This window comes from Pradoshia sp. D12, from assembly GCF_008935075.1.
In the GTDB taxonomy this organism is placed as follows: domain Bacteria; phylum Bacillota; class Bacilli; order Bacillales; family Pradoshiaceae; genus Pradoshia.
Window position 1 is genome coordinate 617,797 of sequence record NZ_CP044545.1, and the last position, 11,766, is coordinate 629,562.

The window sequence follows — 11,766 nt, forward strand, 5'->3', positions numbered from 1 at the left end:
ATAGCGTCGTTACATTAAAATACTTTAGTTGTCCAAGATTCACAGTTCCAAACATCTGTAGCTATGTCCTGATAGAAGTCAGGTTCATGGCTGATCAGTAGAATACTTCCCTTAAAGGCCTTTAATGCGCGTTTTAATTCTTCTTTAGCATCCACATCAAGGTGGTTGGTTGGTTCATCGAGAACAAGTAAATTGTTTTCACGATTGATTAGTTTACATAAACGAACCTTCGCTTTTTCTCCACCGCTAAGTACTTCAACTTTACTTTCAATATGCTTGGTAGTAAGGCCGCACTTCGCCAGAGCAGCACGAATTTCTGCCTGATTATAGGAAGGGAACTCCTGCCAAATTTCTTCGATACAGGTATTATTGGATGTTTGTTTTACTTCTTGTTCAAAATATCCCATATACAAATGTTCGCCAAGCTCAACCTGGCCAGAGATTGGTTTAATTTCACCGAGAATACTTCTGAGCAAGGTAGTTTTTCCAATCCCATTGGCACCGACGAAAGCAATTTTTTGTCCACGCTCCATACGTAAATTTAATGGTCTGGATAGAGGCTCATTATACCCAATGACAAGATCCTTTGTTTCGAATATAAGTTTACCGGATGTACGTGCTTCGCGGAAATGGAATTCTGGTTTCGGTTTTTCTTTCGCCAGTTCAATGATATCCATTTTTTCAAGCTTTTTCTGACGGGACATGGCCATGTTTCGAGTAGATACACGAGCTTTATTACGTGCAACGAAATCCTTGAGGCCGGCAATCTCTTGTTGCTGTCTTTTATAGGCGGCTTCAAGCTGTTGCTTTTTCACCTCATACACTTTCATAAAATCATCATAATTTCCAACATAACGGGTCAATTCCTGGTTCTCCATATGATAAACAAGATTGATAACACTGTTTAAGAATGGAATATCATGTGAAATTAAAATAAAGGCATTTTCATAATTTTGAAGATAACGTTTGAGCCACTCGATATGCTGCTCGTCAAGATAGTTGGTCGGCTCATCTAAAAGTAATATATCGGGTTTTTCAAGTAATAATTTTGCGAGAAGGACTTTTGTACGCTGGCCACCGCTTAAGTCCTGAACATCGCGCTCAAGCCCAATTTCATCGAGGCCCAATCCTCTTGCTATTTCCTCAACCTTTGCATCAATGACATAAAAGTCGTTGTTAGTGAGGACGTCCTGCAGTACACCTGATTCCTCAAGTAAGACTTCTAATTCCTCAGGAGAAGCTTCCCCCATCTTAGCAAAAATTTCGTTCATTTCATTTTCCATATCAAAAAGATACTGAAATGCTGTTTTCAGTACATCGCGTATGGTCATACCTTTTTCAAGAACAGCATGCTGGTCAAGGTAACCAGTACGAACTTTCTTAGACCATTCAACTTTCCCCTCATCAGGCTCCAGCTGTCCGGTTACAATATTCATAAATGTAGACTTTCCTTCCCCATTTGCTCCGACAAGGCCAATATGTTCGCCTTTTAATAAGCGGAAGGAAACTTTGTTAAAAATGGCTCGGTCACCAAAGCCATGGCTTAAATCTTTAACGGATAATATCATTTATCTATACTCCTGCCTCTTAATTGTTTGTAATTAATGGGTCTATACGCATTTAATAGTACAATATTTCACGATAAAAGCATAGATAATCAATTGATTAACAGTAATTGTAAAATTAATGGGTTCATACTTAGAAGGGTCAGTATTTACGAATGCTCACATAAGTTGTATGATGTTTAATGCAACAATTAGAATAATTCGAAAATAGCGAAAAGAGGGTAAGAGAGTATGAAAAAGGGATTGTGGTTATGCAGTATTATGGCCTTGATGCTTGTTATCGTCATGGGTTGTTCATCAAAAGAAGAGACAAAAGAGGAAGTGGGCACTAAAGAATCAGCGGATGTAAAAAGTGACTTATTAGATTTCTATCTTTCCATAGTGAATGTGATTAATGGAAGTGATCGTGATTTAAATACCTATGAGGGAGCAGAGAATCCTTCTGTCTTAACAGAGGAAGATAAACAAAAAGCTGCTGCTTCAGCAAATTCTGTTGTGGATGCTTTGGAAGATGTGAAAGTTCCTGATAGTTTAGAAAAATATAGCAAGGATTTTGAAAAGGCTATAAAGACTATTTCTGATTCATATAGAGAAAAAGGAATTCAATTGTCCGGTACAGCTGAACCCAATATGGATAAAGTAAATGAGCACTTTAATGCTGGAAGTGAAAAAGTTAACGATATTTTTAAAGCAGAGGATCTTATCGCGCCTAATTTAGCTGCTGAAGTAAATGGTTAATAAACGCAGGCACCCAGTCGATTGTTTAATCGGTTGTTTTTTTGATTCGCTTGGGAGTGAAAATTCCCAAGCGAATCAGTTTATTTCCTGGATTTAGCGCGTGCATCAGCTGCTTTTGATCTGGCTTGTGCAACGAGATCATCATGATCAGCTAATGCCTCAGAAAATTCTACATCTAATCCGTCAGATTTTATGGAAGGCGGCGTGGTGTTTCCACTTGCCATCCTGTTTCTGCCGTGAAGTAAGTTATGGTTATATCTGCCCATTTTTGATTACCTCCCAAATGAAGAATATCTTCCTGATTAGATTGCAACAAAATCCAAGCCATTATTCTGGTAAATAAAAGGTTAGTTTATGGACGAATTCCTTTAGATCCTGTAAACCCAGCCGCTCGATCTGCTGCTTTAAATTCCCTTTTGTAACGAACTTCTTGAGTAGAGGTCAGGCGATTTTTCATTTGATCTCGCTTTTTCTTATCCATGAACATTCTCCTTTTCAAAGTAGTGTCATTCCTATAATTTCCATAATTAAATGTTTTAATTCATTTTCTAAAATCAAAGAAAGGACTAAGATAAGGATATATGCTACATTAAAAGAGGAGGCGAGCTAACGATGCCACTTATCTCAAAAATTGAACAACAAAAAAAGAATAAAAATCGTTTTAATATATACATAACAGAAGAAGGACAGCCTGAAAGATACGCATTTAGTGTGGATGATGACTTACTTGTCCGCATGCGGCTATCGAAGGGGATGGAAGTCGATGAATTATCCATTATGGAAATTCAGTACCGTGACCATATCCAAAAAGCATTTCAGTCTGCTGTCAATTATCTATCTTATCGTATTCGTTCAGAGCATGAGGTTATTTCCTATTTGAGTGAAAAGGAATGGGAACAGGCGGTTATTGATGAAGTAATTCATAAACTGCGTGAGTATAGATATGTTGACGATGAGGAATATGCGAATGCATTTGTACGAACCCAAATGAATGTCAGTAAAAAAGGACCTGATGTCATCCGGACAGAGCTGCTCAATAAGGGAATCTCAGAAAAGGATCAGCAGACTGCATTAAGTCAGTATACGAATGATTTGCAAAGAGAAAATGCTGAAGAATGGGCCAGTAAGACATTAAAAAAAAGTAAGGGTTCCATGAAAGAAGCAAAACAGAAAACAATCCAATTTCTTGTACGGAAGGGTTTTTCAATGAGCCTGGCCAAATTGGTGACTGAAGAGTTAGCGGTTGATGATAAGAATGCTGAATGGGAAAGTCTTGTAAAAACAGCGACTAAATTTCACAGAAAGTATGCTCAACTGGATGACTATTCGTATAGTCAAAAAATGAAAACAGCTCTATTTAGAAAAGGTTTTGATATGGACTTAATTTCTCGTTTTGTAGAACTGGGCAAAGAGCGAATTGATAACGGAGATTTTGAATTGTACTGAGAGGGGTAAAGAAATGCAGGAGAAAAAATTCAGTGAGATGTCAGAGCATGAGCTTAGACAAACAATCGCAGATTTAAATGAAAAAGCAAGAAAGGCTGAGCAGCTTGGGATGGTTAATGAGTTTGCCGTACATAAAAGGAGAGCCGTTATGGCAAAGGCTTATACATTAGACCCGGCTGATATTATAGTCGGTGAAATGTATGGTATAGATGGAGCGCCTGGAGAATATTTTAAGGTGGAGTATTTAAAAGGTGTGTTTGCCTGGGGGTATCGTCTTCAACAAAATGAAGAAGAAGGGCTGCCTATTTCCTTGCTAATGAAATTAAAATAAAACGAGAAAAAAAGAGCTTTCTGTAGAAAGCTCTTTTTGAATTTATTTAGAATCCCGTTCTCCAGAGGCATGCATTCGCTCCTGTGGACGAGTATTTGTAGTGCCATCTGCTCGTTTTGAAGCATACTCTGGTTTGGATCGGGGTTCCCCATTAAATTTATTATCATGCTCATAAGGAAAGCCTTTTGCTTTATTTCTCAAGATTCTCTCACCTTTCATTCTGGGATGATGGATGCCTTATTAGTATTCTAAAATGGCTCCCACCCATTCATGAGAAAGCTTTCCTGATTATCCAGTAATCATATTTAGTTTCTTTTGAAGCTTTTCTTCTGTAAAAACCCATCCAGTAAATGAGTTGATAATAGTTAAATCATCATCTAAATGAACGACAGCCACAAAGGGATATCGTCCTCTGCTCCGATAACGTAAATCAATGAATCGGACAATATGCATGCCCTCCTGATAGTCCATTTCCCATCGGTATACCGGAGAGAAAGATACAAAGGCAGAGAGATTCACATCCTTTAGAGCAGCATCCAGTATTGGACTTTCCGGTAAAGGAATACGATCAAATGTATCGTAAAATTGTATTTCACGATTTTCAGCTACCCCAACATAATACTTATCAGGAGTTGTAACAGCTACCTTCCAGCGGTGATAACGCATGGTTGGGGAAAGTGTAATTCGCCGAGCGTCAGGGATTTGTAAACGAATCTGAGCCTTTAAGCTTCTGGATTCTGTTATCCGAGCAATATAATAACCGATAATAATTACATACATTATTAAGAATAAAGTTCCTGGATCAAAGCCGAATGTCCATAAAATAAGACCTACAATATGAATTCCGAAGATAAAGGGATCAAATGTATTAATAATCCCGAGCGCGACCCATTTTGAGGACAGGGGGCTTAGAGCCTGTGTTCCATATGCATTAAATATATCTACAAATACATGCAAAAATACAGCGAAAAAGGTCCACAACCATAGATGTAAGGTATTCGCTTCCGGAATAATAAGGGCAATAAGAGCCGTAATTAATATAGGCCAGAGAATTACAAATGGTATGGAATGTGTCCTTCCGCGATGATTGCGTATATATACTGCATTATTTTTCATTTTTAGAACCGTATCTATATCAGGTGCCTGGGAACCAAGGATTGTACCGATCATAACGGCCGTTGCTGTTCCTGTATGGGAGGCGACCTGAGGATCCAGGGTGGCTAATCCACCAAGTGCTATACCCATTACAAGATGAGTACCGGTATCCATAATACATCCTCCTTTTCTACTGACTTATAAAGGAAACTACTATTTTTATCCAATATTAATTACTTTTCATACCAGTCATGTTGTTTTAAAATGAAGGGAATTAAAAAATCAAGGGTAAACCTATTCAGTATGATTACTTAATTTATTCCCTATTCCATTAATTTTTAACATAAACAGGAGGAAACGTGAAGACACTTGTAAGTTGCAATATAGAACAATTCAGAAAAGATCTTATAGATTGGTTTATTCAGGAACAAAGACAGCTCCCGTGGCGATTAAATAAAGATCCCTATCGTGTCTGGGTTTCTGAAATTATGCTTCAGCAAACCCGTGTGGATACCGTTATTCCTTATTACGAACGTTTTATGGAATGGTTTCCGACACTTGATGATTTTGCTGATGCTGATGAGGAAAAATATTTAAAAGCATGGGAAGGTCTAGGCTACTATTCTCGGGTTCGTAATTTGCATAGTGCAGTTAAAGAGGTAAAGGAAAACTACGGTGGAATTGTGCCAAACACTCCTGAAGAAATTAAAAAATTAAAAGGTGTCGGTCCATACACTGCCGGTGCGATATTAAGCATTGCTTATGGTGTTCCGGAGCCTGCAGTTGATGGAAATGTCATGAGAGTCATTTCCAGGATATTAGAAATATATGATGACATAGCGAAGCCTGCCACCCGCAAACTATTTGATTCAGCTGTACGTGAATTAATTGATACCGAACATACGTCAGAATTTAATCAGGCATTGATGGAACTTGGCGCTCTTATATGTGTTCCTGGTAAACCTGCATGCTTATTATGTCCGGTAAGAGAGCACTGCTGGGCATTTGATAAAGGAATCCAGCAGGAGCTTCCGGTAAAAACTAAAGCTAAAAAGACCAAAATTGTTCATTTATCGGCACTTGTGATAAACGATGAAAGTGGAAGAATCCTGATTAGGAAGCGGCCGGAGACAGGTCTTCTCGCAGGGTTGTGGGAATTCCCAAGCTATGAAACAACAGGAGATGTGAAAGAACTTAAAGAAATGATTGCGGAACAGAATCAAGTTGAATTAAATCAATTAACTCCAATCGGTCATATCAATCATGTATTTTCACATTTGACATGGGAAATTGATATCTATACAGCCACTGTGAATAATTTGGAGAACTTTAAAAGCAATACACATAAATTAGCATATGTGAAAGATCATGATTTTCAACAGTATGCTTTACCTGTATCTCATCAAAAAATTTATGAAACATATGTATTTAATGGTTAAAAAATAACCCGGCATCAGCTACCTGCGAAAAGATAACAATCTTCAGGTATAGCTGATGCCGGTTCTATTTTAATTAATCGTAGGAAACACGCGTTCCTTTTGTCCAGGTTGCTTCCTGTCTCTTCAGGCCGCCTCTTCTTTCAATTTCCTCAATAATTTCTCTTTGAATGGTATGTCCCTCTATATTTAAATAGGGCATAATCTGCTGAAATGAATGATGGTAAAATTCCAGTTCATCTTCCTTCCATTCACTTTTAGGAATCATGGATAACTCTGACATATCTCTTCCTACAAACATAATAAAGCCTCCTCTTTTCCTGTTTTAAATTTCTATATAGGATGCCGCTATATAGTGAAGCAAAAACAAGGAAAAAAATAGAAACACTCTTTTTGTATATGAAAACCTCTGTTGGATACATTAATAGGTGTGGAGGTGATATTAATGGCTAACAACAGTTCAAAAACAAATGCAAATCAAGTGAGACAACAAAACGCACAATCTGCAGGTCAAAGCCAAGGTCAATTTGGTTCTGAATTTGCAAGTGAAACTGATGTGCAATCTGTGAAACAAGCAAACGCGAAAGCAGAGAAAAACAAAGCTAAAAACTCCGGTAACTCCGGACAACAATAATGTAAAACCTTTAATTAAAGCACTTGCCCGTAGCGGGCGAGTGCTTTTTAACGGCTCGACAAAACCTCTTAGAAGGCTACAGAAAAAGTCAAAGGTATTTTCTGCTTATTAGAGAAATGTATTATTATACTGATTTTGGGTGGTGTAGAGCATGAAGAGTTTTGAAGAGTTAGTTAATGAACAAATGGTCATTATGGATAAGCTTTTACATATGCAAACAGAACTTGACCGTTATATGGAGCTAGAGGAGGAACTGAGGAATCGAAAGAATGATGAAGATTTACTATGTGTCCAGGACGATATAAGTGAGATGAAAAGAGAATTAGATACAATCCAAACGATATTTATGCAATTAACAGAAAAAGTGATTGAAAGCTATCAGTCAAAATCTGCCCCGAAACTATAAAATATAAATACAATTCTTCATTATTTAGGGCATCTCTATAGGTGTTCTTTTATTTTTATTCTCCGCTTCTGTTTCCTTCATTCATTATGACTCATGTTTGTAAACGATTAATTTTGGTTATAGGATTAATATTTCACTCTAAAAAAGAGCTGGTTAATGGCGATTTGTTTAACAATTTATAGCTTATCCGCTTTTCATGGTGGCTCTTTGTTTTAAAATTGTATGTGAATCGTTATAATAATAGAAGAATACGGAAAAAAGCATCTTAATTTAACGGTTAATATATTGTCAATTTGAACACAGAGACGGTATATAAGTGCCCTGCCCTATAGGGAGAGAAAGTAGGTAATACAACGTGCGAGTACCGAGAGAAGGAGAAGAAATCCAAATACACAGTTACAAACATAATGGACATATACACCGGGTTTGGCAAGAGACGACCATATTAAAGGGTACCCAATTTATTGTAATTGGTTGCAATGATCGGACTCTTGTAACCGAATCTGATGGTAGGACATGGCTCACAAGAGAGCCAGCTATTACCTACTTTCACTCACAGTATTGGTTTAATATCATCGGCATGCTTCGTGATGACGGTATTTACTACTACTGTAATTTAAGTTCTCCATTTGTATTTGATGGGGAAGCGGTTAAATATATCGATTATGATCTTGATATAAAGGTATATCCCGATATGACATATAACCTGTTAGATGAAGATGAGTACGAAGAGCATAAACTTCAAATGGGTTATCCGAATGTCATTGACCATATTCTCAGGAGAAATGTGGAAAAGCTGATTAGTATGATTCGAGCGAAAAAAGGGCCGTTTTCTCAGGAGTTCGTTCATAATTGGTATAACCGATATTTAACAATTAAAAGTTGAAAAGAAGCCTGTCTCTTTTATGGACAGGTTTTTATGCTTGATGGGAGAGACATTTGATGAATAGTATAAAAAGATATATGAGGTTTGTAAGGCCTTATAAGTGGCAAATCATTGTGACAATCCTAATCGGGATAGTTAAATTTGCGATTCCTTTGCTGACTCCTGCCTTATTGGCATATGTGATTGATGATATAATCGGTGCCAATGCTTTGCAAAAAGGAGAGCAATTAAGGAAGCTCTATATGTTAATGGCAATCATGTTTTTCATTTTTGTGGTAGTTCGGCCTCCAGTAGAATATTACCGTCAATATTTTGCCCAATGGACAGCAAGTAAAATCTTATTTGATATCCGCGATAAAATGTTCAGTCATATACAAAAGTTAAGCTTTAAATATTACTCTAATGCAAAAGCAGGAGAAATTATCTCCAGAGTGATTAATGATGTTGAAGAAACTAAGAATTTTGTTATAACCGGCCTTATGAATGTTTGGTTGGATCTAGTTACAATTTTAATAGCAGTTGGAATTATGCTTACCTTTGACGTAAAATTGACCATTGTATCGTTGCTTCTGTTACCGCTCTACTCATTCTCCATTAAATATTTCTTTGGTAAATTAAGAGAATTAACCCGAGATAGATCACAGGCGCTTGCTCAAGTACAGGGCTATTTGCATGAACGTGTACAAGGGATGGCCGTGATTAAGAGCTTTGCGATTGAAGATCATGAGCAAAAGCAATTTAATAAAGTGAATGGAAACTTCTTAAAAAAAGCGTTAGCTCACACAAGCTGGAACGCTAAATCGTTTGCAGCAGTCAATACAATTACAGATATTGCTCCTCTAGTTGTCATCCTATTTGCCGGATACCAGGTCATTAATGGGAATATGACATTAGGGACTATGGTTGCCTTTGTCGGCTATATCGATTTATTGTATGGACCTTTGCGTAGATTGATGAACTCATCTACCACATTAACGCAATCACTGGCATCAATGGACCGTGTGTTTGAATTTTTGGATGTTCCGTATGATATTGAGGACAAGCCTGATGCACGTCCATGTAAAGATGTACAAGGGACCATTACGTTTGATCATGTATCATTCTCTTATGGAGAAGATGAGACTCAGGCACTGAAGGATATTAATCTTGAAGTGAAAAGGGGAGAAACAATTGCGCTTGTCGGGATGAGCGGAGGAGGTAAATCTACTCTGGTTAGCTTGATTCCACGATTTTATGATGTGACACAAGGGCGTATACTATTGGACGGAGTGGATATCCGAGATGTTCAGGTACGCTCACTTCGGGACAATATTGGAATGGTGATGCAAGACAGTATTTTATTTAGTGAATCGGTTCGTGAAAATATTTTACTGGGTAGGCCAGATGCGACAGATAAAGAAATCTATGAAGCTGCCAAAGCAGCAAATGCTCATGATTTTATCTGCAAATTACCAAGTGGATATGAGACAAAAGTAGGCGAGAGGGGCGTCAAATTATCAGGAGGTCAAAAGCAGCGTATTTCTATTGCACGTGTGTTTTTGAAGAATCCATCCATTATTGTGTTGGATGAAGCAACCTCTGCTCTTGATTTGGAAAGTGAGCATCTTATTCAGGAAGCACTTGAAAAGCTCTCCCGTGACCGTACTACATTTATAGTGGCTCACAGATTATCTACCATTACACATGCTGATCGAATTGTTATGGTTGAACATGGCTGTATAATAGAAGTGGGAACACACCAAGAATTAATGGCTAAACAAGGAGCTTATTATAGACTCTTTCAGGTTCAACAGTTGGATGCCTAACGGCTCGTTGGAAACTGATCGCTTGCGGGCTAACGAAATTGGACAAAAATATATTTACAGGTTACACAGGAGGTTTCTTCAATCGAGGAACCTCCTTTTTGAATTTCATGTAAGGTGCTGTCATCAAGAATGCAAGAACAAATAAGCTTTTATGAGAGAAGTGATTAGTGGATAGATGAAAAGTGATCTAGTAAGGTTTTATAGAAGGAGAGGAAATGGGAGAAATGAAGAATGTAGGTGAAATAAAGATTAACAAGCAGGTTTTTACTTAATAAGAAAGGGCATCCTAAAGCCTTTTTACTGGCTTTAGAATACCCTTTAAACGATTTTTTATAATTGATCATCATCATTTATCTTGATCGATTTGTTCTCTGATTTGTGATAAGAGTGAAAACTGTTAACAAGCATTTCTAGATGCTCTAAGTAGTCACCATATTCAAGCATAGATGAAATTAGTGTAACCATATGGTAGTGGACGGGAGAATCCTCGTCTGTATTTAATCGAAAACCTTTAACAATATCAATCAGCAATTGTTTGTTATAAGTGTCCGTAGATTCCTCAAGCATTAGTCCCGGCTTTACTTTACCTATAAATTTCAGATGAATATGTTCATGTTTTCTCAACAACAAATCCAGTTGATGATGAACCTGGATTTGAAAATCCTCAGGCATTTGATGGAATTCGTTTTCAAAGCGATGTAATCTTTTTAAGATATCCAATGATCGTTTGTTTGTTGCTATCATATAACGGTAGATTACGAGTTTACGGGATTTGGCAACCGTATTTTTCCTGAAAGTTTCACGCTCTTCTTTATATAGAGCGTACAAGCTATCGGCCTTTGTGACATTCTCTTTAATACGATTAATGTCCTTTTTCATCATAATATGTTCAGTTGAGCTTCTAGAACCAATTCTGATCCATTGTAGAATATCGTCTGTGGTTGTGCTAATTCGTTTATAAAGCTTTGTCTCATACTTTGGAGGAAGAAAGACAAGGTTAACAATAAACGCTGATAGAATACCGATTAAAATGGCAGCAACTCTCCAAAAGGCGAATTCAGTAAAATTACCGTCTTGTTGCTCCATAATCAAGATTAAAGTTACAAGCGAAATTGTCAGTTGATTTTCATTTTTCAGCTGTAAGTTGATTACAATTGTTATAATGGCTGCCAAACCAATTAATAAGGGATCATTACCAAATAATAATACAAACGATATCGCGATTAGAAATCCGATAATATTCGCTTGTATTTGATCAATTAATGTCCTGTACGAACGGTATATGGTAGGCTGAACGGCAAATACAGCCGAAATCCCGGCTAGTACGGGAGCCGGTATATTAAATGCTGTCGCAACATAGATGGCTATCACAATGGCTATTCCCGTTTTAAAGACTCGGGCACCAACCTTCATAAATAATACCT

At 37.4% G+C, this 11,766-nt stretch carries 15 protein-coding genes; 8 read left to right on the top strand and 7 right to left on the bottom strand.

Going from position 1 to position 11,766, the window contains the following annotated elements:
- Positions 1-14: 14 nt before the first annotated feature.
- Complete coding sequence (locus F7984_RS03015) at positions 15-1,568, bottom strand: ABC-F family ATP-binding cassette domain-containing protein (protein ID WP_139892669.1); 1,554 nt, start codon at positions 1,566-1,568, stop codon at positions 15-17.
- Positions 1,569-1,796: 228 nt separating this feature from the next.
- On the opposite strand from F7984_RS03015, the gene F7984_RS03020 reads away from it, so the two are divergent.
- Entirely contained in the window at positions 1,797-2,303 is a 507-nt protein-coding gene (locus F7984_RS03020) for a hypothetical protein (protein WP_140462194.1), read from the top strand.
- Between the two features lie 80 nt (positions 2,304-2,383).
- On the opposite strand, the gene F7984_RS03025 is transcribed toward F7984_RS03020, so the two are convergent.
- Positions 2,384-2,569 (bottom strand): YfhD family protein, encoded by a 186-nt coding sequence (locus F7984_RS03025; protein ID WP_140462195.1) that lies wholly within the window; start codon positions 2,567-2,569, stop codon positions 2,384-2,386.
- Positions 2,570-2,655: 86 nt separating this feature from the next.
- Positions 2,656-2,784 (bottom strand): YfhE family protein, encoded by a 129-nt coding sequence (locus tag F7984_RS03030; protein ID WP_139892666.1) that lies wholly within the window; start codon positions 2,782-2,784, stop codon positions 2,656-2,658.
- A 131-nt stretch (positions 2,785-2,915) separates the two neighbouring features.
- On the opposite strand from F7984_RS03030, the gene recX reads away from it, so the two are divergent.
- Both recX and F7984_RS03040 read left to right on the top strand, forming a co-directional pair.
- A complete protein-coding gene (gene recX / locus F7984_RS03035) occupies positions 2,916-3,749 on the top strand; it encodes a recombination regulator RecX (protein ID WP_139892665.1) in 834 nt (277 codons plus the stop codon).
- Positions 3,750-3,762: 13 nt separating this feature from the next.
- The gene (locus tag F7984_RS03040; protein ID WP_066107926.1) at positions 3,763-4,080 is read left to right on the top strand and encodes a YfhH family protein; all 318 of its coding nucleotides are present in this window, start codon (positions 3,763-3,765) and stop codon (positions 4,078-4,080) included.
- A 42-nt stretch (positions 4,081-4,122) separates the two neighbouring features.
- On the opposite strand, the gene F7984_RS03045 is transcribed toward F7984_RS03040, so the two are convergent.
- Together F7984_RS03045 and F7984_RS03050 are read right to left on the bottom strand one after the other, a co-directional pair.
- The gene (locus F7984_RS03045) at positions 4,123-4,284 is read right to left on the bottom strand and encodes a small, acid-soluble spore protein K (protein WP_308810555.1); all 162 of its coding nucleotides are present in this window, start codon (positions 4,282-4,284) and stop codon (positions 4,123-4,125) included.
- Between the two features lie 84 nt (positions 4,285-4,368).
- Positions 4,369-5,349, bottom strand: a complete 981-nt coding sequence (locus F7984_RS03050) for a metal-dependent hydrolase (RefSeq protein ID WP_066107920.1) — start codon at positions 5,347-5,349, stop codon at positions 4,369-4,371.
- A 185-nt stretch (positions 5,350-5,534) separates the two neighbouring features.
- Here F7984_RS03050 and mutY point away from each other — a divergent pair, with 185 nt between their 5' ends.
- The gene (gene mutY / locus F7984_RS03055; protein WP_140462197.1) at positions 5,535-6,614 is read left to right on the top strand and encodes an A/G-specific adenine glycosylase; all 1,080 of its coding nucleotides are present in this window, start codon (positions 5,535-5,537) and stop codon (positions 6,612-6,614) included.
- Positions 6,615-6,687: 73 nt separating this feature from the next.
- Here mutY and F7984_RS03060 read toward each other — a convergent pair whose 3' ends face one another.
- The gene (locus F7984_RS03060; protein WP_066107915.1) at positions 6,688-6,912 is read right to left on the bottom strand and encodes a hypothetical protein; all 225 of its coding nucleotides are present in this window, start codon (positions 6,910-6,912) and stop codon (positions 6,688-6,690) included.
- A gap of 138 nt (positions 6,913-7,050) precedes the next feature.
- Here F7984_RS03060 and F7984_RS03065 point away from each other — a divergent pair, with 138 nt between their 5' ends.
- The 4 genes from F7984_RS03065 to F7984_RS03080 all read left to right on the top strand — a co-directional run bounded on the left by F7984_RS03065 (position 7,051) and on the right by F7984_RS03080 (position 10,342).
- Entirely contained in the window at positions 7,051-7,245 is a 195-nt protein-coding gene (locus tag F7984_RS03065; protein WP_225983705.1) for a gamma-type small acid-soluble spore protein, read from the top strand.
- Positions 7,246-7,396: 151 nt separating this feature from the next.
- A complete protein-coding gene (locus F7984_RS03070; protein WP_066107909.1) occupies positions 7,397-7,651 on the top strand; it encodes a YgaB family protein in 255 nt (84 codons plus the stop codon).
- A gap of 355 nt (positions 7,652-8,006) precedes the next feature.
- Positions 8,007-8,537 carry a nucleoside tri-diphosphate phosphatase gene (locus F7984_RS03075; protein WP_066107906.1) on the top strand — a complete coding sequence of 177 codons (531 nt, stop codon included), beginning with the start codon at positions 8,007-8,009 and terminating at the stop codon, positions 8,535-8,537.
- 56 nt (positions 8,538-8,593) lie between these two features.
- Positions 8,594-10,342 carry an ABC transporter ATP-binding protein gene (locus tag F7984_RS03080; RefSeq protein ID WP_140462198.1) on the top strand — a complete coding sequence of 583 codons (1,749 nt, stop codon included), beginning with the start codon at positions 8,594-8,596 and terminating at the stop codon, positions 10,340-10,342.
- A gap of 330 nt (positions 10,343-10,672) precedes the next feature.
- Here F7984_RS03080 and F7984_RS03085 read toward each other — a convergent pair whose 3' ends face one another.
- Complete coding sequence (locus tag F7984_RS03085; protein WP_139892660.1) at positions 10,673-11,755, bottom strand: FUSC family protein; 1,083 nt, start codon at positions 11,753-11,755, stop codon at positions 10,673-10,675.
- Positions 11,756-11,766 lie beyond the last annotated feature (11 nt).

What these genes read in the sequence shown, in the direction of transcription:
- F7984_RS03015 (WP_139892669.1), bottom strand. Translation starts at nt 1,568, where the DNA reads ATGATATTATCCGTTAAAGATTTAAGCCATGGCTTTGGTGACCGAGCC.
- F7984_RS03020 (WP_140462194.1), top strand. Translation starts at nt 1,797, where the DNA reads ATGAAAAAGGGATTGTGGTTATGCAGTATTATGGCCTTGATGCTTGTT.
- F7984_RS03025 (WP_140462195.1), bottom strand. Translation starts at nt 2,569, where the DNA reads ATGGGCAGATATAACCATAACTTACTTCACGGCAGAAACAGGATGGCA.
- F7984_RS03030 (WP_139892666.1), bottom strand. Translation starts at nt 2,784, where the DNA reads ATGGATAAGAAAAAGCGAGATCAAATGAAAAATCGCCTGACCTCTACT.
- recX (WP_139892665.1), top strand. Translation starts at nt 2,916, where the DNA reads ATGCCACTTATCTCAAAAATTGAACAACAAAAAAAGAATAAAAATCGT.
- F7984_RS03040 (WP_066107926.1), top strand. Translation starts at nt 3,763, where the DNA reads ATGCAGGAGAAAAAATTCAGTGAGATGTCAGAGCATGAGCTTAGACAA.
- F7984_RS03050 (WP_066107920.1), bottom strand. Translation starts at nt 5,349, where the DNA reads ATGGATACCGGTACTCATCTTGTAATGGGTATAGCACTTGGTGGATTA.
- F7984_RS03060 (WP_066107915.1), bottom strand. Translation starts at nt 6,912, where the DNA reads ATGTTTGTAGGAAGAGATATGTCAGAGTTATCCATGATTCCTAAAAGT.
- F7984_RS03070 (WP_066107909.1), top strand. Translation starts at nt 7,397, where the DNA reads ATGAAGAGTTTTGAAGAGTTAGTTAATGAACAAATGGTCATTATGGAT.
- F7984_RS03080 (WP_140462198.1), top strand. Translation starts at nt 8,594, where the DNA reads ATGAATAGTATAAAAAGATATATGAGGTTTGTAAGGCCTTATAAGTGG.
- F7984_RS03085 (WP_139892660.1), bottom strand. Translation starts at nt 11,755, where the DNA reads ATGAAGGTTGGTGCCCGAGTCTTTAAAACGGGAATAGCCATTGTGATA.